This is a genomic window from Collinsella sp. AM23-17 (genome assembly GCF_003470945.1).
GTDB lineage: Bacteria > Actinomycetota > Coriobacteriia > Coriobacteriales > Coriobacteriaceae > Collinsella > Collinsella aerofaciens_O.
In genome coordinates this window covers 30220-48737 of the sequence record NZ_QRHU01000003.1, presented here as the reverse complement: position 1 = coordinate 48737, position 18518 = coordinate 30220, and the positions used below count along the sequence as shown (strand labels likewise).

Genomic DNA, 18518 nt, shown 5'->3' with positions numbered 1-18518 from the left:
CTGCGGCACTTTGCTCAGCTAAAGCGTACAATAGCGCCTATGCGAAAGGGGAACAGATGATCAACGAAACTATGTATGCTCGCGGTGCGGAAAGCTCCATCATCCGTGAGATCTTTAGCTATGGCCTTGAGCGCAAGGCACAGATCGGCGCGGAGAACGTATTCGATTTTTCGCTGGGTAACCCGAGCGTTCCGGCGCCTGCCGCCGTGGCTGAGTCCATTAAGAAGGCCTTGGAGCTGCCGAGCGACCAGCTGCATGGATACACGCCTGCGCCGGGTCTGCCGCAATGTCGAGCAGCCGTCGCCGACTCGCTCAACCGTCGCTTTGGCACGAGCTATGAGGGCAAGGACGTCTTTATGACGGTGGGTGCCGCGGCTTCGCTCACCTGCACGCTCAACGCGATTACCAATCCGGGCGACGAGGTCATCGTTATCGCTCCGTACTTCCCGGAGTATCGCGTGTGGATCGAGAAAGCTGGTTGCACGTGCGTCGAGGCGCTCGCCGATGAAGATACGTTCCAGCTGAGCGTGGATAACGTGCTCAAGGCGATTACCGATAAGACCGCTGCCGTCATTATCGACTCACCCAACAACCCGACCGGTGCAGTGTATACGCGCGATACACTGACGCGACTGGCCAATGTTTTACGCGAGGTCAACGCCAAGCGCGATTCCGAGAACCCAATCACGCTCATCTCTGATGAGCCGTACCGCGAGATCGTGTACGGTGCCGGGGTGCCTTGGGTGCCCTCGATCTACGAGAACACCGTGGTGTGCTACTCGTATTCCAAGTCGCTTTCGCTGCCGGGCGAGCGCGTGGGCTGGATTTTGGTTCCCAATACCAATCCGCAGGCTGCTCGCCTGATGCCGGCCGTTGCCGGTGCCGCCCGCACGCTGGGCTTCGTGTGCACACCGGCCCTCTTCCAGCGTGTAATCATCGACTGCATTGATGAACCGAGCGATGTCGAGGCCTATGCGCGCAACCGCACCGCGCTTACCGATGCACTAGCGGAGTACGGCTACACCTATGTTGAGCCGGATGGTGCATTCTACTTGTGGGTGAAGGCGCTGGAGCCCGATGCGAATGCGTTCTGCGAGTGCGCGAAGAAGTACGAACTGCTCGCGGTGCCTTCGGATAGTTTTGGCATGCCGGGCTGGTTCCGCCTTGGCTACTGTGTGAGCTACGAGACAATCGTCAACTCGCTGCCTGCCTGGAAGCAGCTGGCCGACGAATATCGTCGAAAGTAAAGCGCTCTGCTTACAATGTTTTACGTGAAACGGGGTTTGGTTTTAAGCCAGACCCCGTTGTCTATGCCGTTGTGTGATTGGGATGAAGCAGTTTTACGACTGCCGAAAGCTATGCGTACAATGAATATACGCGACGGCCATACTGGACAAGGAGACCCGATGCCCTACCTTCTTTCTTGTGATATTCATACTCATACGATGTTCTCTGCGCATGCGTACTCAACCATCGAGGAGAACATCTATTGGGCGGCAGAGCGCGGCCTTCAGGTGCTCGGTTCCGCCGATCATTTAAGCTCGATGGTTACGCCTTGTCCCAATGACCTGCGCAGTTTCCAATTCTTTATTAACCAGGATATCTGGCCGCGCATTTGGAGCGGCGTGCTGGTGCTGCGTGGTGCCGAGGCCGATATCGTTTCGCTGGATGGAGGCCTGTTTGGCGAGGACATTCCCGTTTCGCTCGATATTGCCGGCGATTCGTACAGTCACCAGCATTCGCTGTTCGATTTGGTGACGCGTAATTTGGATTATTTGGTGGCAAGCGTGCATAACCCGCAGTTTGCCGAAGGCGCGACGCTCGCCCAGACAACCGAGATGTACATCAATGCTCTGGAGCACCCCAAAGTGTTTATGCTGGGTCACACGGGTCGCTCGGGTGTTTCCTTTGATATCGATGAGGTGTTGTTGGCGGCAAAGGCCAAACACAAGATTATCGAGATTAACAACCATAGTCTTGAGCATGGTACCGATGCCGAGCATTGGGGCGCTTGCCGCAAGATTGCCGAGCGCTGCGCCGAACTGGGCGTGGGGATTGGCGTCTCGACCGACGCGCACATTGGTATGGCAATTGGCAAGCTCGACCAGGCGCGCAAGATGCTCGATGAGATTCACTTCCCGCTGGACCTGATCGTGACGCGCGATCGCGAGACGCTGCTGCGCGAGATGGCGGCAGCCGGCGTGTGTGACCTGCGCAAGAGCATGTAACGGGCTCATCTGCCCAACGAGAGGGGGGCGGTCCAGACGGGCCGCCCCCTCTCGTTGGGCCGGTAGATTTTAAGGCATGTCCCAAAAATCTACTGGGGTGGGTTAGCGGCGCTCGAGGATCGCTACGGTTTCGGTGTGGTCGGTATGGGGGAACATGTCGACCGGCGTGATCTTGAGCAGGCGATAGCCTCCGTCGAGGAGCTGGTGCAGGTCACGCTCTTGGGTCACGGGGTTGCAGCTGATATAGGTGATGCGGCGCGGCTTGAGTGCGCAGGCGGCTTCGAGGAACTCGGGGGTGGAGCCGGCGCGCGGCGGGTCGATGGAAAGGACGTCGACGCGTTCGTTGTTGTCGGCGGCATCGAGGATGTAGTCGGTGGCATCGTCGGCCATAAACCAAGCGCTGCGGGTGAGGCCGTTGAGCTCGGCATTGCGACGTGCGTCGGCAATGCCCGCCGGGTTGCGCTCCACGCCGAGCAGCATAATGCCGATGCCCTTGTCCTGGACATCCTTCGCGGCGCACAGGCCGATGGTTCCGCTGCCGCAGTAAGCGTCCATAAGAATGTCACCCTGCTGCAGGTCCATGCCGTCAATGGCAAGTCGATAGAGCAGCTCGGTTTGCTGCGGATTGGTCTGATAGAACGCGGTAGGGGAGATGTCGAATTCACAACCGAGCAGCTGGTCGCGCATGCATTCGGCGCCATAGACGATACGGGTCTCCTCGCTCAAGATGGCATTTCCGGGGCGACCGTTGATGTTCTGAGCGACGGTGACGATATGCGGATCAAGCGCCGCGACGGCTTCAAAGAACTCCTGCGCATGCGGCAGGTCGCGTTGAGCGGTCACGAGGGTGACCATAATCTGGTCGGTGCGCCAGCCGCAGCGAACGACGGCATAGCGAAGCAGCCCCAGATGCTTGTCTTCGTTAAAGGCGGGAATATGCAGACGTTCGGCCTCGCGAGCGATGCCGTTGAGAATCTGACGAGCGCCCGGCGCCTCGACAGGGCATTCAGGAACAGCAACGATTCTGTGTGTCCCACGTTCAAAAAAGCCGCAGCGGACAGCGCCCCCTTTGCCGGGAGCAAACGGAGTGGCAGCCTTATGACGAAAACCACGCGGCGCAGGATATTTGCCCGGGTCTCCCAGGGTGACTCCCATACCGCGAATGGGGTCGACGCTAATGCCCTCGCGCTCGCAGAGCTCAGCAAACAGCTCCTCCATAGCAGCCTGCTTGGCCGCCAACTGCTTCTTATAAGGACGATTGAGTGCCGTACACCCACCACAAGTTTTCATGATGGAACAAGGAGACTTGGGGTCCGTGGCCTTACGCACGGATGGAACCGAATCATTATGCGGACGCTTGGAACGAGTCCGAGGTGCTTTGTCCCCGCCCCGACGAGAGTCAGAACGCTTGGTCTTAGCCCTGCTCTTGGTCGATTTGCTTTTTGCAGCTTTAGAAGACTTGGATTTCGTGGAAGATTTCTCCTCCGACCCCTCAGCTGCCTCGATCAAAGCACGACGAGCCTTACGCTCCGCACGAGATTCTGCCATCAATAACTCCACTAATTCATGAATTAAAGCTGCAAGTATTGTACCGTGCCAAGCCAGCAGACGATATACAAGCGGTTTATTCGTGTCAGTGATAAGCCCAACGACGGTTGCCCGCCGCGTGAGGGGTGTGGGGGTTAAGTTTATCGCGAGTTCCGCACGAACAGGAGGCCACTTAATGTGGCCTCCGTCGTGAGCAGGACTGTAGAGCAGGAAACTTAACCCCCACACCCCTCACGCGGCGGGCAAACTCGCCTTGTGCTCTATCACGCTAAAGTGTATGATTCTGAACGTTACATGATTCACTTTACTTAACTAAAGTGCCATCAAGGGGGAATACCATGAATGCCGATATGTCTCGTCGTCAGTTTGTTGGTCTAGCCGGCTCACTCGCTACGGTTCTAGGCCTTGGCCTGGTTGGCTGTGGCGGTGCCGATAAGGGCTCTGCTGCCGGATCTACCGCAGCAAAGGATGTGAAGGGCGCCGCCGAGTCCAAGAAGCTCGTGGTGGGTTTTGACAAGTCCTATCCTCCGTACGGCTTTGTGGGCGATGACGGCGAGTACACGGGCTTTGACCTCGACCTTGCCAAGGCCGTTGCCGATAAGCAGGGCTGGGAGGTCAAATACGAGGCCATCGACTGGGACGCCAAGGATACGCTGCTTAACTCAGGCGCCATCAACTGCATCTGGAACGGCTTTACCATGGAGGGTCGCGAGGACGACTACACGTTCTCCGAGCCGTACATGCTCAATGAGCAGGTGCTCGTGGTCAAGAAGGACGCGGGTATCAAGAGCTGGGAGGATCTTGCCGGCAAGACCGTGATTACCCAGACCGATTCCGCTGCGCAGGATGTACTCGAGGGTGACCAGAAGGATCTGGCGGCGACGTTTGCCACGCTCGACACGATCGGCGAGTACAACACGGCCTTTATGCAGCTCGAGAGCGGCGCGGTCGATGCCGTGGCTTGCGACCTTTCGATTGCCCAGTATCAGCTTGCCGCCAAGCCCGATGCCTATACGCAGCTCGACAAGCCGCTGTCCAGCGAGCACTACGCCGTCGGCTTTAAGAAGGGCGACACCAAGTCGGCCGACGCCGTGACCGAGTCGCTCAAGGCGCTCTACGAGGACGGCACGGTCAAGGACCTGTGCGATAAATATGCAGAATACGGTCTGTCCTTCGACAACTGGGTTCTCAAATAGCGGCTTTCCCAGGCACCCGATTTTGCCGCTCAAACCGTCGCTCGCGTACATTTAGTACGCGGCGCTCCTCTTTCACGGCAAACTCGGGCACCTGGAAAACCCGCTTTAGCATTGGGTTCGCTGTTCCGTTACTGTGAAAGAGAGCTTGGGTTGTCTATTCAGGTCATGATGCAGATGCTTGGCCAGGGATTCTTGGTCAGTTTGCAGCTGTTTGTGCTGACGTTGCTCGGATCGATTCCGCTGGGAATCCCCGTGGCGTTTATGCGCATGAGCAAGGTCGCGCCGCTGCGTTGGATTGCGCGCATCTATATTTCGGTGGTGCGCGGCACGCCGCTTATGCTGCAGATGTTTGCGATCTACTTTGCCCCGTACTACGTGTTTGGCATCTCGCTCACGCCCGATTCCAAATGGACGGCGTGCGTCGTGGCATTCATCATCAACTACGCCGGCTACTTTGCCGAGATCTATCGCTCGGGCCTGCAGTCCATTCCGCGTGGTCAATATGAGGCCGCCGAGGTGCTGGGCTACTCGCGTCTGCAGACGTTTCTGTATATCGTGATGCCGCAGGTCGCCAAGCGTATTCTGCCGGCGATGGGCAACGAGATCATCACACTGGTCAAGGACACGTCGCTGGCGTTTGCCATCGGCGTGGGTGAGATGTTCTCGACCGCCAAGGCGCTGGTCGCCTCGCAGGTGAGCATGGTGCCGTTTGCGATCGCGGCGCTGGTTTACTGGGTCTTTAACTTTGTGGTCGAGATGCTGCTGGGCGCCGCCGAAAAGAAGCTGGACTATTATCATGACTAACTCAGTGATGAAAATCGAAAGCGCGCGTAAGGCGTTTGGCGGCAATGAGGTGCTCAAGGATATCTCACTCGAAGTCAAGCGCGGTGAGGTCGTGGCGATTATCGGACCTTCGGGCGGCGGTAAGTCTACGCTGCTGCGGTGTGCCACGCTGCTCGAGACACTCGACGGAGGCTCTCTCTCGTTTGGCGACCTTGCCGTTGCGACGGACGCGGGGCCGGGTGCGGTCTATGCGAAAGGCGACGTGCCCAAACAGGCGCGCTCGCGGTTTGGTCTGGTGTTCCAGAACTACAATCTGTTCCCGCACTATACGGTGATGAAAAACATCATCGACGCGCCGATCCGCGTGCTTAAGCGCCCGCGCGAGCAGGCGGAGGCGCGTGCGCGTGAGTTGATCGCGCAGATGGGGCTTACGGGCAACGAGAACAAGGTGCCGTGTGAGCTTTCCGGCGGTCAGCAGCAGCGCGTGAGTATTGCCCGCGCCCTGGCGCTCGATCCGGAAATCTTATTCTTTGACGAGCCGACCTCGGCACTCGATCCCGAGCTGACGGCCGAGGTGCTGCGTGTCATTAAGGACCTGGCGGCGCAGAATATGACGATGGTAATCGTGACCCACGCGATGCAATTTGCGCGCGATGTTGCCGACCACGTGGTCTTTATGGATGGCGGTTGCATTGTCGAGGAGGGATCTGCCGAGCAGGTTATCGACCATCCGCGCGAGCAGCGCACGCGTGAGTTCTTGAGCCGTATCGAGGGATAGGCTCAGGTATTTACTCAACTATTAATTGAGGCGAAGCCGCCACAGGTCTTACGGTCTGTGGCGGCTTTTTGTTTACATCGACGGGGTTCAATAATTGCCCCACAAGCTTGTCTCTTCCTCTCGCCGCCTGTATTCATACGTGTGCCGAAAGGTATGCATGGACAGCCGTCCGTGAGGGTAGGGTGGTGGCATAGGACATTTGGAGGGTGAGTCGGCTCGGCTGCCGACCATGCTGCTCCCGGGACGGCACCGACCGCGAACTCTCCCCGTTGGCGTCGCGCATTGCGCGCGGCCCTGCAAGGAGGTCATCATGGGTGCTCCCAAGACCGGTAACGTAAGGAACGTGGTGCTCGTAGGCCAAGGCGGGGTGGGCAAGACTTCACTCGCCGAGGCCATGCTCCACCTTTCCGGCAAGACCGCCCGCCTGGGCGGCCACGACGGCACCAAGCCCACGCTCGACTATGACCCCGAAGAGGTCAAGCGTGCATTTTCCATCTCGACGACCATCGCGCCGATCGACTGGAAGGGCGCGCGCATCAATGTGCTCGATGCCCCGTGCTACCCCGATTTTATCGGCGACGCCTTTGCCGCGATGAGCGTCTGCGAGACGGCTCTGTTTGTGGTTGACGCCGAGGCCGGCCCGCAGCCTACGACGGTTAAGCTCTGGTATGCCGCCGAGGACCTACGCCTGGCACGCGCGGTGTTCGTAAACCGCCTGTCGCGCTCCGAGGCCAGCTTTGCGACCACGATGGACCTGCTGCAGGAGCGCTTTGGCACGCGCCTGGGCGCCGTGACCCTTCCCTGGGGCGAGGGCGAGGACTTTGACGGCATCATCGACCTGGTGCGCATGAAGGCGCGCCACTGCAACGGCGCCGAGGCCGTTGAGTCGGAGATTCCCGATGAGTATCGTGCCCAGGCCGAGGAGGCCCATGACCATCTGTGCGAGCTGGTGGCCGAGGCTGACGACGAGCTGATGATGAAATACCTGGAAGGCGAGGAGACGCTGACGCAGGAGGAGCTTGAAGGCCTGCTGTCTAAGGCGATCGCCGAGCGCATCTTTGTGCCGGTCTTTGCGGGCGATTGCATTAAGGAGCAGGGCGTCAACTCGCTGATGGACGACATCGCCACGTACTTCCCGGCGCCGACCGACTACGGCGAGATGCCGCTCATCGACGGTGATTCGCTTAAGATTTCGAGTGACGATGACCGTCCGGTGGCGTTTGTGTTTAAGACGCTGGCCGATCCGCAGCAGGGCCGCATCAGCTTTATCAAGGTGCTGACGGGCACGCTTGAGCCGGGTCTTGAGTTGGTCAACGCGCGTACCCGCAAGAGCGATCGTTTGGCTCACCTGTATGTGATGTGCGGCCGCGACATGACCGAGGTCGGTCACGCCTATGCCGGCGACATTATCGTGGCGCCAAAGTTGGCGGCAGAGACGGGTGACACGCTCTCCATTACCGGTAAGGTCGAGGCAGCGGCGTTTAAGTTCCCCAACTCGCAGTACCGCATTGCCATCGAGGCCGAGAACCGCGGCGACGAGGAGAAGCTCTACACGTTTATCGAGAAGGCGTGCAAGGCTGATCCGACCATGAGCATCGATCGTGACGAGGAGACGGGCCAGACTATCATCTCCGCCGTGGGTGAGGCGCAGGTTTCGGTGCTGCTCAACCGTTTGGAGGATCGCACCAAGGTCGCCGCCAAGAGCGTGCCGATCCGCATTCCGTATCGCGAGACCATCCGCCGCACGGCGAGCGCCCAGGGTCGCCACAAGAAGCAGACCGGCGGCGCCGGTCAGTACGGCGACTGCTGGCTGCGCGTGGAGCCGCTCATTGGGCCCGACGGCACGAGCGACGGCTATGAGTTCGTGGACGAGGTCGTGGGTGGCCGCATCCCGCGCTCGCTGATTCCCGCCGTGGACAAGGGCGTCCAGGAGACCATGAAGGACGGTATTATTGCCGGCTACCCGCTCACGGGCATTCGCGTGGCTGTGTACGACGGCTCGTATCACAGCGTCGACTCCAACGAGATGGCGTTCCGCGCGGCGGCTCGCATCGGCCTGCGCAAGGCATGCGCCGATGCCGACCCGGTGGTGCTGGAGCCCATCGAGGAAATCACGGTGACGATCCCCGAGAGCTACGCCGGCGCCGTGATGGGCGACATCTCGGCCTCGCGCGGTCGCGTGACGGGCATGGAGACCGATGAGCGCGGAGACACCGTGGTCATTGCCCAGGCGCCGCTGGCCGAGCTGACGGATTACTCGACGCGCCTGCGCTCCATCACGCGCGGCACGGGCGACTTTACCATGAAGCCCGCGGGCTATGAGCAGGTGCCCTATGACGTTCAGGCCAAGCTGGTCGAGCGCTATGAGGAGGGCCGCGCCAAGTAGCGCGTGGCGTTGCCTGCAACATGCATGCCGGTGCAAGGGCTGCTCTGGGCAATCCAGGGCGGCCCTTTTTGATCCCTGGGGGACGGAGGAAAACGGATCATTTTAGGTTTTGGGGCAGCTTGGTCGGCCCTAGTCCCCCGAGGCCTGATTGCGGCCGGTGGCGTAGTCGATCTGCACGTGCGGCTGCAGATTGTAGCAATATACGTGGAAGCAGAGGGTCTTGCCGTGGTCCTCGACCGATTGCGCCTCAAGGCGCACGCCGCGGCAGACAAGATCCTCTTCGTTGTACATGGGCGTGACGCGGTAGAGCACATGGTTGCCTGTGTCGTGGATATAGTCGAGGATCTGCTCTTCAAACGGCAGCATGCCCGTTTCGTTGAGATAGCGCGTGCCGGTGAGGAGATTCTTGCGGTTGGCGTTTTCGCCGCAGAGCGACCAGGCGATGAGGTGGCAACGGTTGTAGAGGCTTTGACCCGGAATAAAGTCGTAGCGCTGCTGGTGCCACCCGGCGGGATGGATACGCGAGATATCGCCGCGCTTGCCCTGACCGAGCGATTCGGGACCCACGCAGGCGAGTGCCTTGCGGGTGCGGCCCAGGCTATCGAGCTTGGAGAACTTCTTAAAGCAGCCCTCTTCGGTAGCTCGCTCGTATTCGTCGAGCGTGAATGATGGCGTGCCCAACGGGTGCGTGCTGTCGGCGCGAAGGGCAACGTAGGGGTTGCCGGCGTAGTCGGGAATGCTGCTGAGATATACGCCGCGGGCGCGGTCGAGATCGGGGTTTTCGACCTCGTCGATGGGGGTGGTGGAGCTGTCCTCGGAAGCGGCGTCACCGGTGTCGGGTGCGGCGGATTCGGAGTCATCGCCGGAGTCTTGGCTATTTTGAGAGTCCGAGGAGCTCGCTGTTCCTGATTCGAGCCGGGCAACCAGGTCCGCCTCGTCGTCGGTGCGGCTGGGGCTCTCGTTTTGTTTTTCGGCCAGGGCCGCTGCCTGCTCATCGCTTTGCGGCGACAACAGCTTGGGCGCCCCGTCGAGCGATCCTGTGAACAGCGCAAACCCCAGCACCACGGCGGTGCCGATGGAAAGTACTTGCTTGTAAGCGGACTTGCGCAACATGGGGGCTCCTGGATGGACGGTTGGGAATCTACTAGTCTAGCAGGAGCCGGCAGAGGCCGTTCTGTCGAACAAATACTTAAGATTTGGGACAAACGCCACTGGTTCATTTGCTTCATATTTGACGTATGGCTAGATCGAGGTGGAGTCGAGCCAGTTGAGCTTGCACTCGAGAATGCGCTGCTCGCCGGGTTGGCTGCTGCCGTCAAGCAAGGCGAGCAGCATCTCGGCCGCCTCCCTGCCTTCCTGGTCGACGGGCTCGATGATCGTGGAGACGGTCGGCGTGGTGAGGTTGGTCCAGTCTTCGCAGTTGAGTCCCAAAAGACCTATTTGCTGCGGAAGTAGATGGGCCATGGGTTGGAGGGCCTTGTAGACACGGGGAAGCGCCCATTGGTTTTGTACGAAGATGAGCGTGCGCTTGGCGGGGTTGAACTTGTATTTAAAGTATTCGGTGAGCTCGTTGATTGACGGCTTGTTGTGATCGATGGGGATGGCTTTGTAGAGCTGCCCATTCGCGGCCAATGCCTCGGCATATCCCTGAAAACGTTCCATGCGAGTGCGCATTTCGGTCATGTTGGCGGCGATGGAAAAGAAGTCTTCGTAGCCGGCGTCGAGAAGCGCCTGCGTGGCATTGTACACGCCGTCGTAGAGGTTGGTTTTGATCCAGCTGGTGCCTGGGCTGTAGATGGCCGCGTCAAAAAAGACGACGGGCTTGTCGGCGCGCTTGATGCGGTCGTGGACTGCCTTGAAATTTGCCGTGGGCTGGATGATAAAACCATCGACGCCCAGTGAGAGCATTTTGTCGACATACATGAGCTCGGTCTCGGGGTTAAAGTTGCTCGTGCAAACGACCGTCTGGTAGCCCGCGGGGAGCATGACCTGCTCCATGCCGTTGAGGACGAGGCCCGCCCATTTGTTGGTGTTATCCAAGATGATGATGGCGATGACGTGGGTTTGCTTGCCGGTGAGCGTTTGCGCTTGGGCGTTGGGAACGTATCCGAGTTCCTTGATGACGCGCGCAATCTTTGCCTGCGTCTTCTCGCTAAGCTTTTCTCGTTTGTCGTTGAGGTAATACGAGACGCTTGCCGTCGAGGTTCCCGCCTCTCGAGCGACGTCTGCGATCGTAACGCGCTGTTTTGCCACAGCGACTCCTTCCGACAGATGAGCATTTTCCAACATGATGACTTTGAGTCTTGGTGAGGGATGCGCTTTGGTGAGCGACTTTTTCCTTTCATATGAGTATGCAACAAATGCGGTATATGGGTGGGGTCGAAATTTGTGACCGGCATGCGCATCTGCCGTCTACCGAGAAAATCAAATACTTCTTGACTTTTGAAATCGAGGGTAAAATCGCAGGATTCATTTTTGGTTAAACGCATAACTAAATAGCGTAACCAACGCTCTGACCTGCGCGTTTACCGAAATAAACTGGCATTAAGAAAAACGAGCACCTATATTGGTCTTGTCGAAAAGACAGCAAGTCCAAACGGCAGGGGATGCTCCGGAGGCCTCCGCAAACGGTGTCTTGCGCACGCAACTCTATGAAAAGAGGGAAGCAATGAAGATCGTAGGCGTTGCCGCCTGTACCGTGGGTATCGCCCACACGTATATGGCCCAGAAGGCGATTCAGGATGAATGCGCCGCTCGTGGCATCGAGTGCAAAGTCGAGGCTCAGGGTGGTCTGGGTATCGAGAATGAGCTCACGCAGGAAGACGTTGATTCCGCCGACCTGGTGCTCGAGTCCGTCGACGTGGGTGTCGAGAACGAGGACCGTTTTGAGCAGAAGGTGGCCGAGGGCAAGTTCCTCAAGGTCGGCACCTCGGATGTAATCGCCGATCCGGTAAAGATTATCGACCAGGCTGTCGAGATCATCAAGGCGACGGGCGGTGCCGTTGACGCGTCCAAGGCCGAGGCCAAGGCAGAGAAGAAGGCCGTCTCCGCTGCCCCGCAGGCCCCGACACCGGCGTCCAAGCAGTCCATCTTTGCCGATCCTGGTAAGACGCTGCTCAATGCATTCAATACCGGCGTTTCCTATTTTATCCCCATCGTCGTTATCGGTGGCGTGTTCCTCGCCTTCTCGTTGGCATCCGGTACTGCCGGTGCTAGCGGCATGGAGGTCACCAACCCGTTGATGGTGAGCCTTAACACTATCGGCATGGCCGGCATCTCTATGATGATTCCGGTGCTTGCGGCATACATCGCCTACTCGATGGCCGGTAAGCCCGCACTTGCCCCCGGCTTCGTTCTGGGCTACTTGGTTAACAACGCCGTCGTCACCCCGAGCGGCAACAGCGTTTCGACCGGCTTCTTGGGCGCCATGATCATGGCTGTCATCTGCGGTTACTTTGTCCGCTGGATGAAGACCTGGAAGGTCAACAACACCATCCAGACCATCATGCCCATTCTGATCATCCCGATTCTGACCTCGCTCGTCCTGGGCATGGCTTACATCTACATCCTGGCCACGCCGCTTGGCTTTGTGATGGATTGGCTCACCAGCGTGCTCGGCAGCCTGCAGGGCGGCTCCGCCGTCGTCCTGGGCCTGGTCATTGGTGTTATGACTGCTTTCGATATGGGTGGCCCCATCAACAAGACCGCTTCGACCTTTACCATGGCCATCATGGCCTCCGGCATCTACGGCCCCAACGGTATGTTCCGCGTCGCCGTCGCCATTCCCCCGATTGCTTGCGGCCTCGCTGCGCTCATCGCCAAGAACAAGTTCGATGACGCTGACCGTCAGATGGGCATCTCTGCTCTGTTCATGGGCTGCATCGGTATTACCGAGGGCGCTATTCCCTTCGCGGTCAAGGATCTTGGCCACACCCTGCCCGGCATTTGCATCGGCTCTGCCGTGGGCGCGGCGCTTGCCGCCTTCCAGGGCATCGACTGCTATGTTCCGCATGGTGGCTTTATTGTCGCCCTGGCCACCAACAACGTCGCGCTGTTCTGCCTGGACATCGTGATTGGCTCCTTGGTCGCCGCTGCAATCCTGATTGCCATGAAGCCCACGCTCGATAAGCAGGCCAAGTAAACCTTTAAGGACTCCGGTTGTGCGGAGGGATGGATTTGACTCCGCACAACCGCCCCTACACAACAAAATCCATCCGCACTGATAGGGCCCACATCTGGGTCCCAGGGAACTTTTGTCAAAAATCCTCTGGAGAAGGAGAACAAAATGTCCAACCTCACCATCCGCCAGGCCGTTCAGGGCATGCTCAAGCTGCAGGACAGCGGCGATCACGCAACCATGGTCGGCATTGGTCCCATGAGCCCCAACCTGATTCAGGCCGTGTTCGAGCTTGCCAAGGACGAGGATTTCCCGCCCATGTTTATCGCTAGCCGCAACCAGGTCGATATGGACGAGATGGGCGCCGGCTACGTCAACGGTTGGGACCAGACGCGCTTTGCCGCCGACATTAAGAAGGTTGCCGACGAGGTGGGTTATACCGGTCCGTACTACCTGTGCCGCGATCACGGCGGTCCGTGGCAGCGCGACGAGGAGCGTAACGCCCACCTGCCCGAGGACGAGGCCATGGAGCTCGCCCGCAAGTCCTTTGTCGCCGACATGGAGGCAGGCTTTGACCTGCTGATGGTCGACCCCACCAAGGACCCCTATCAGATCGGCAAGGTTATTCCGCTCGACGTGGTGCTTCACCGCACGATCGATCTTATCGACTATCTTGAGCAGTACCGTCGCGAGCATAACCTGCCCGAGGTTGCCTATGAGGTCGGTACCGAGGAGACCAATGGCGGCCTGACCTCCACCGACAAGTACGAGGAGTTCATTTCTCAGCTGCAGCCCGAGCTCGAGAAGCGCGGCTGCCCCATGCCCACCTTTATCGTCGGCCAGACCGGTACGCTCACCCGTTGGACCGAGCAGGTCGGTCATTACAACTTTAAGAATGCCCGCGAGCTCGCCGACATGGCCAAGCGCTACGGCGTGGGCCTGAAGGAGCACAACGCCGACTACCTGGACGACGCGACGCTGCTCGAGCACATCCCGGCACACGTGACCGCTTCCAATGTCGCCCCTCAGTACGGTACCGAGGAGACCCGCGCTTACCTCAAGCTCTGCGCTACCGAGCAGATTCTGGTCGACAACGGCCTGTGCGATGATCCCTCCGATCTGTATCACACGCTGCTGGTCAAGGCCATCAAGACCGAGCGCTGGCGCAAGTGGATGACCGGCGACGATGTCAACCTGCAGGTTGACGACATTCTGGCCGACGACGAGCTCAGCCTGAAGATTCTGGATGTCTCCGGCCACTACGCGTTCAACGATCCCGAGGTCAAGGAGCAGGTCGAGAAGCTCTATCGCAACCTCGCTGCCCAGGACATTGACGGCAAGCGCTTTGTGATCGAGCACATCAAGCGCCCGATCAAGCAGTACGTCGTCGGTCTTAACCTCAAGGGCGTCACGAGCCGCATCGAGAAGGCTCTCTAAGTAGCTTTTCCTACACGACGCCGGGCCTGGGGCATGTCCCAGCTGCAGGCCCGGCACATAGGACAAAAGGACATCCCCTTTGTCCTATTTTTTGAGTTTTGGATTCCTTAGAAGGAGTTTGCACCATGAAGTTCTTTATCGATACCGCCAACCTTGACGAGATCGCCGAGGCCAAGAGCTGGGGCTGCCTTGCCGGCGTCACCACCAACCCGTCCCTGTACGCCAAGACCGGCGGCAAGCTCGCCGACTTTGAGCCCCATATGCTCAAGATTGCCGAGCTCTGCGAGGGGCTGCCCGTGTCTGCTGAGTCCACCGCGACCACTGCCGAGGGCATGATCGAGGAGGGCAAGCGTCTTGCCGCCCTGGCTCCCAACATCGTGGTCAAGCTTCCCGTGTGCGAGGCCGGCCTCGCCGCCTGCCGCGCCCTGGCCGATGCGGGCGTGCGCGTCAACATGACGCTTGTTTTCTCGCCGACGCAGGCCCTCATGGCCGCCAACGCCGGTGCCCGCTACATCAGCCCGTTTGTCGGCCGCCTTGACGACATCGCCGAGGACGGCATCTCGCAGCTCGACAATGTCGTGACATGCATCAAGAACTATGACTGGACCGGCAAGAACGTCGACGACACCGTCGAGATCATCACCGCTTCGGTCCGCACGCCCAACCACGTGACCCAGGCGGCTCTTCTTGGTGCCGACATCGCGACCGTGCCCATGGCCGCTCTCAAGAAGTGCCTGCATCACCCGCTGACCGACCAGGGCCTCGCCTCTTTTGAGGCTGACTGGCAGAAGGTCGTCGCTCAGGCTTAACGACCGGGTTGCCCTCGGCATCGCGCCATCCGGTGCCGGGGTTGTTCTCAAGAGAGGAATTCGTATGACCAACCAGGAGCTGGCGAAGGTCGCCAATGAGGTCAGGAAGGGTGTCGTGACTGCGGTTCACGCGGCCAAGTCGGGACATCCGGGTGGATCGCTCGGTGCAGCCGACATCATGACGTATCTGTACTTTGAGGAAATGAATATCGATCCTGCCGACCCTCACAAGGCCGATCGCGACCGCTTTGTGCTCTCCAAGGGTCACGCGGCGCCGGGCCTGTATTCGGTGTTGGCAAATCGCGGCTATTTTCCCGTCGAAGAGCTCGAGACGCTCCGCCATATTGGCAGCCGACTGCAGGGCCATCCCAACATGAACGATACCCCAGGCATCGATATGTCCACCGGCTCGCTCGGTCAGGGTATCTCTGCTGCAGTTGGAATGGCGCTTGCCGCTAAGCACTGGGGCGACAGCTACCGTGTCTACACGTTGCTGGGCGACGGTGAGTGCGAGGAAGGCCAGGTGTGGGAGGCGGCTATGTTTGCCGGCAACCATGCGCTCGACAATCTTGTTGCCGTCGTCGACCACAACGGCTTGCAGATTGACGGCACGATCGATGAAGTCAACTCGGCCATGCCGCTTGCCGACAAGTTCCGCGCCTTTAAGTGGCATGTGATAGAGCTAGCCGATGGCAACGACATGGCGCAGATTGAGGCGGCTTTCGCCGAAGCTCGCGAGGTGACCGGCGCGCCCGTCGCTATCATCGCCGAGACGGTGAAGGGCAAAGGCGTCTCCTTTATGGAGAACCAGGTTGGCTGGCATGGCAAGGCGCCCAATGACGAGCAGTTTGAGCAGGCCATGGCCGAGCTCGCGGCAGCAGGAGAGGAACTCTAATGGCAGAGGTCAAAAAAGTCGCCACGCGCGTAAGCTACGGCGAGGCGCTCGTCGAGCTGGGCAATGAGCACGATGACTTTGTAGTGCTCGATGCCGACCTGGCTGCCGCTACGCAGACAGGTAAGTTTAAGACTGCCCATCCTGAGCGCTTTTACGATGCCGGCATCGCCGAGAGCAACCTGATGGGTCTTGCCGCCGGCATCGCGACCACGGGCCGCGTTGCTTTTGCGAGCACCTTTGCGATGTTTGCCGCCGGTCGCGCCTACGAGCAGGTCCGCAATTCCATTGGCTACCCGCACCTCAACGTCAAGATTGGCGCCACCCATGCCGGCATTTCGGTGGGCGAGGACGGCGCCACGCACCAGTGCTGCGAGGATATCGCACTCATGCGTACGATTCCGGGTATGACGGTGGTCGTTCCCGCCGACGATGTCGAGGCCCGCGCCTGTGTGCGCGCCGCCTATGAGTTTGAGGGGCCGGTCTACATGCGCTTCGGCCGCCTGGCAACACCGGTCATCAACGATCACGAGGACTACGAGTTCAAGATCGGCCGCGGTGTTGTTGTACGGGAGGGCTCTGATGTCACGATCGTCGCGTGCGGTCTCATGGTCGCTGAGGCACTCGCTGCTGCCGAGGCGCTCGCTGCCGACGGCATCGATGCTGAGGTCATCAACATGCATACGATCAAACCGCTCGATGAGCGTTTGGTGGTTGCCAGCGCCAAGAAGACCGGTCGCGTGGTCACCGCCGAGGAGCATTCGATTATCGGTGGTCTTGGCGAGGCCGTTGCCTCGGTGCTCGCGGAGCAGCATCCAGTGCCGATGCGTCGCGTCGGCGTGCGCGATGTGTACGGCGAGTCCGGCCCTGCGGTCGATTTGCTGCATAAGTACGGTTTGGACGCCGACGGCATCGAAGCTGCGGTCAGGTCCGTGTTGTAAGGAAGGCTTTCCATGGGGTTTGTATCTGCCAACCAAGTGACGATTGGCTACGCCGCCGCCTCGCGCGAGGACGCGCTGCATTATCTGTCCGATCAGGCTGTTGAGCTTGGTTTTGCCGATGACGCGTCTGCTGTAGAGGCGGCTTTTATTGCTCGCGAAAACGAGGCCGAGACTGGCCTCGTCGCCGGTTTTGCCGTTCCGCATGCCAAGAGCGATGCGATCCATACGCCGGGCGTGGCCGTGCTCAAGCTGTCCGAGCCTGTTGAGTGGCCGAGCTTTGATGGCGTGCCCGTCGATGTGGCGCTCGCGCTGTACGTGCCCGCCGGCGAAGCGGGAACCACGCACCTGCGTCTGCTCTCCAAGGCTGCCGTGATGCTGATGGATGCTGGCTTCCGTGACAGGGTGCGCGAAAGCACCGATCCTGTCGAGATTGCCGAGCTCATCAACGCCGGGCTCGAGGGCTAGAACGGGCTCTCCGTTCCATTAATCGATCCTTCTCCAAGGAAAAGGGCCGCGACGCTATAGGCGTCGCGGCCCTGTCTGCGTTTCCCCAGATAAAACCTGCCAAAATAAACCTGTCCCTTTTCAGCAGGTTGGCGCGATATGATATATACGTTATATACAAGTTGGATAGTGTGGTAGAGTGGCGGCAATACAAGCCGGCGAAGGGGACCGATATGATCAAGGCCGTCATTTTTGACATGGACGGAACGCTGGTCGATACCGAGCGTTTGGACATGAGCGCATGGAAGGTGGGCGCTGCCGAGCTGGGGATTGCGATTGATGATGCGCTGGTCCATCAGTTTATCGGTCGCTCGATGCCTGATGTCAGGGACATCCTTGAGGAGCATTACGGCAGCCGCGAAATCGTCGAGACGGTCGAAGCCCACTACAGGGATGCTCTCGACGAGATGGTCAAGACCGATCTGGAGCTTAAGGCCGGCGCCGCCGAGTGCCTGGACGAACTGCTGGCTGCGGGCTATCACGTGGGCCTTGCGACGTCGTCGCACCGCGTTGCGGCCGAGCGCAACCTAAAGACGGTCGGCCTCTTTGACAAGTTTGAGACGGTGACCTGTAACGAGGATACCCTGAACGGCAAGCCCGATCCCGAGATCTACCTGCTCGCCTGCGAGCGCGCGGGCCTTGCTCCCGAGGAGTGCGCCGTGGTCGAAGACTCACGCAACGGCTGCGTCTCTGGCATCGCGGCCGGCTGCCATGTCTTTGCCGTTCCCGACATCGTGCCGCTTCCGCAGGACGTGGCGGAGGGCTGCGAGGCTGTGCTCGATACGCTGTTCGATCTGCCGGCAGCGGTCAGGGCAGTGCGCTAAAGGCATGCGCCGAGGTTGATGACGGTAGCTTCGACGCGGTTGCTTGCCCGGAGCCCGCGCAGCGCCGAGCAGGTA

The 18518-nt window shown here is 59.6% G+C and carries 16 protein-coding genes; 13 read left to right on the top strand and 3 right to left on the bottom strand.

The window, feature by feature from the left end; genetic code table 11:
* Positions 1 to 56: 56 nt before the first annotated feature.
* Both DW645_RS01875 and DW645_RS01870 read left to right on the top strand, forming a co-directional pair.
* Positions 57 to 1247, top strand: a complete 1191-nt coding sequence (locus DW645_RS01875; protein ID WP_118226002.1) for a pyridoxal phosphate-dependent aminotransferase — start codon at positions 57 to 59, stop codon at positions 1245 to 1247.
* Between the two features lie 159 nt (positions 1248 to 1406).
* Complete coding sequence (locus DW645_RS01870; RefSeq protein WP_118226000.1) at positions 1407 to 2228, top strand: phosphatase; 822 nt, start codon at positions 1407 to 1409, stop codon at positions 2226 to 2228.
* A 102-nt stretch (positions 2229 to 2330) separates the two neighbouring features.
* Here DW645_RS01870 and rlmD read toward each other — a convergent pair whose 3' ends face one another.
* Positions 2331 to 3557 (bottom strand): 23S rRNA (uracil(1939)-C(5))-methyltransferase RlmD, encoded by a 1227-nt coding sequence (gene rlmD / locus DW645_RS01865; protein WP_370448089.1) that lies wholly within the window; start codon positions 3555 to 3557, stop codon positions 2331 to 2333.
* Positions 3558 to 4114: 557 nt separating this feature from the next.
* On the opposite strand from rlmD, the gene DW645_RS01860 reads away from it, so the two are divergent.
* The 4 genes from DW645_RS01860 (at position 4115) to DW645_RS01845 (ending at position 8919) form a co-directional block, all read left to right on the top strand.
* Positions 4115 to 4972 (top strand): transporter substrate-binding domain-containing protein, encoded by an 858-nt coding sequence (locus DW645_RS01860; RefSeq protein ID WP_118225996.1) that lies wholly within the window; start codon positions 4115 to 4117, stop codon positions 4970 to 4972.
* Between the two features lie 150 nt (positions 4973 to 5122).
* Positions 5123 to 5776, top strand: coding sequence for an amino acid ABC transporter permease (locus tag DW645_RS01855; RefSeq protein WP_233540687.1), 654 nt, complete (start codon positions 5123 to 5125; stop codon positions 5774 to 5776).
* The gene (locus DW645_RS01850) at positions 5769 to 6533 is read left to right on the top strand and encodes an amino acid ABC transporter ATP-binding protein (protein ID WP_118225994.1); all 765 of its coding nucleotides are present in this window, start codon (positions 5769 to 5771) and stop codon (positions 6531 to 6533) included. The genes DW645_RS01855 and DW645_RS01850 overlap by 8 nt, the downstream gene beginning before the upstream one ends.
* Positions 6534 to 6843: 310 nt before the next feature.
* Positions 6844 to 8919, top strand: a complete 2076-nt coding sequence (locus tag DW645_RS01845) for a translation factor GTPase family protein (RefSeq protein ID WP_118094352.1) — start codon at positions 6844 to 6846, stop codon at positions 8917 to 8919.
* Between the two features lie 129 nt (positions 8920 to 9048).
* Here the strand turns inward: DW645_RS01845 and DW645_RS01840 are convergent, their stop codons facing one another.
* Both DW645_RS01840 and DW645_RS01835 read right to left on the bottom strand, forming a co-directional pair.
* Positions 9049 to 10032 carry a DNA/RNA non-specific endonuclease gene (locus DW645_RS01840; RefSeq protein WP_118225992.1) on the bottom strand — a complete coding sequence of 328 codons (984 nt, stop codon included), beginning with the start codon at positions 10030 to 10032 and terminating at the stop codon, positions 9049 to 9051.
* A 129-nt stretch (positions 10033 to 10161) separates the two neighbouring features.
* Complete coding sequence (locus tag DW645_RS01835) at positions 10162 to 11172, bottom strand: LacI family DNA-binding transcriptional regulator (RefSeq protein ID WP_233502874.1); 1011 nt, start codon at positions 11170 to 11172, stop codon at positions 10162 to 10164.
* Positions 11173 to 11587: 415 nt separating this feature from the next.
* On the opposite strand from DW645_RS01835, the gene DW645_RS01830 reads away from it, so the two are divergent.
* From DW645_RS01830 to DW645_RS01800, 7 genes are all read left to right on the top strand, one after another.
* Positions 11588 to 13060, top strand: a complete 1473-nt coding sequence (locus DW645_RS01830; protein ID WP_118225991.1) for a PTS fructose transporter subunit IIC — start codon at positions 11588 to 11590, stop codon at positions 13058 to 13060.
* Between the two features lie 144 nt (positions 13061 to 13204).
* On the top strand, positions 13205 to 14473 hold the full coding sequence (locus tag DW645_RS01825; protein ID WP_118225989.1) for a class II D-tagatose-bisphosphate aldolase non-catalytic subunit: 1269 nt from the start codon (positions 13205 to 13207) through the stop codon (positions 14471 to 14473).
* A 125-nt stretch (positions 14474 to 14598) separates the two neighbouring features.
* Complete coding sequence (fsa, locus tag DW645_RS01820) at positions 14599 to 15282, top strand: fructose-6-phosphate aldolase (RefSeq protein ID WP_118225987.1); 684 nt, start codon at positions 14599 to 14601, stop codon at positions 15280 to 15282.
* Positions 15283 to 15346: 64 nt separating this feature from the next.
* A complete protein-coding gene (locus DW645_RS01815) occupies positions 15347 to 16177 on the top strand; it encodes a transketolase (RefSeq protein ID WP_089573497.1) in 831 nt (276 codons plus the stop codon).
* Entirely contained in the window at positions 16177 to 17115 is a 939-nt protein-coding gene (locus tag DW645_RS01810) for a transketolase family protein (protein ID WP_117582935.1), read from the top strand. The genes DW645_RS01815 and DW645_RS01810 overlap by 1 nt, the downstream gene beginning before the upstream one ends.
* A gap of 12 nt (positions 17116 to 17127) precedes the next feature.
* The gene (locus DW645_RS01805) at positions 17128 to 17580 is read left to right on the top strand and encodes a PTS sugar transporter subunit IIA (protein ID WP_118225985.1); all 453 of its coding nucleotides are present in this window, start codon (positions 17128 to 17130) and stop codon (positions 17578 to 17580) included.
* Between the two features lie 212 nt (positions 17581 to 17792).
* Entirely contained in the window at positions 17793 to 18443 is a 651-nt protein-coding gene (locus DW645_RS01800) for an HAD family phosphatase (RefSeq protein WP_118225983.1), read from the top strand.
* The last annotated feature ends 75 nt before the right edge of the window (positions 18444 to 18518 follow it).

Excerpts from the sequence above, each read along its gene's own strand:
- DW645_RS01875 (WP_118226002.1), top strand. The coding sequence starts at position 57 with ATGATCAACGAAACTATGTATGCTCGCGGTGCGGAAAGCTCCATCATC.
- DW645_RS01870 (WP_118226000.1), top strand. The coding sequence starts at position 1,407 with ATGCCCTACCTTCTTTCTTGTGATATTCATACTCATACGATGTTCTCT.
- DW645_RS01860 (WP_118225996.1), top strand. The coding sequence starts at position 4,115 with ATGAATGCCGATATGTCTCGTCGTCAGTTTGTTGGTCTAGCCGGCTCA.
- DW645_RS01850 (WP_118225994.1), top strand. The coding sequence starts at position 5,769 with ATGACTAACTCAGTGATGAAAATCGAAAGCGCGCGTAAGGCGTTTGGC.
- DW645_RS01845 (WP_118094352.1), top strand. The coding sequence starts at position 6,844 with ATGGGTGCTCCCAAGACCGGTAACGTAAGGAACGTGGTGCTCGTAGGC.
- DW645_RS01840 (WP_118225992.1), bottom strand. The coding sequence starts at position 10,032 with ATGTTGCGCAAGTCCGCTTACAAGCAAGTACTTTCCATCGGCACCGCC.
- DW645_RS01830 (WP_118225991.1), top strand. The coding sequence starts at position 11,588 with ATGAAGATCGTAGGCGTTGCCGCCTGTACCGTGGGTATCGCCCACACG.
- DW645_RS01825 (WP_118225989.1), top strand. The coding sequence starts at position 13,205 with ATGTCCAACCTCACCATCCGCCAGGCCGTTCAGGGCATGCTCAAGCTG.
- fsa (WP_118225987.1), top strand. The coding sequence starts at position 14,599 with ATGAAGTTCTTTATCGATACCGCCAACCTTGACGAGATCGCCGAGGCC.
- DW645_RS01815 (WP_089573497.1), top strand. The coding sequence starts at position 15,347 with ATGACCAACCAGGAGCTGGCGAAGGTCGCCAATGAGGTCAGGAAGGGT.
- DW645_RS01810 (WP_117582935.1), top strand. The coding sequence starts at position 16,177 with ATGGCAGAGGTCAAAAAAGTCGCCACGCGCGTAAGCTACGGCGAGGCG.
- DW645_RS01805 (WP_118225985.1), top strand. The coding sequence starts at position 17,128 with ATGGGGTTTGTATCTGCCAACCAAGTGACGATTGGCTACGCCGCCGCC.
- DW645_RS01800 (WP_118225983.1), top strand. The coding sequence starts at position 17,793 with ATGATCAAGGCCGTCATTTTTGACATGGACGGAACGCTGGTCGATACC.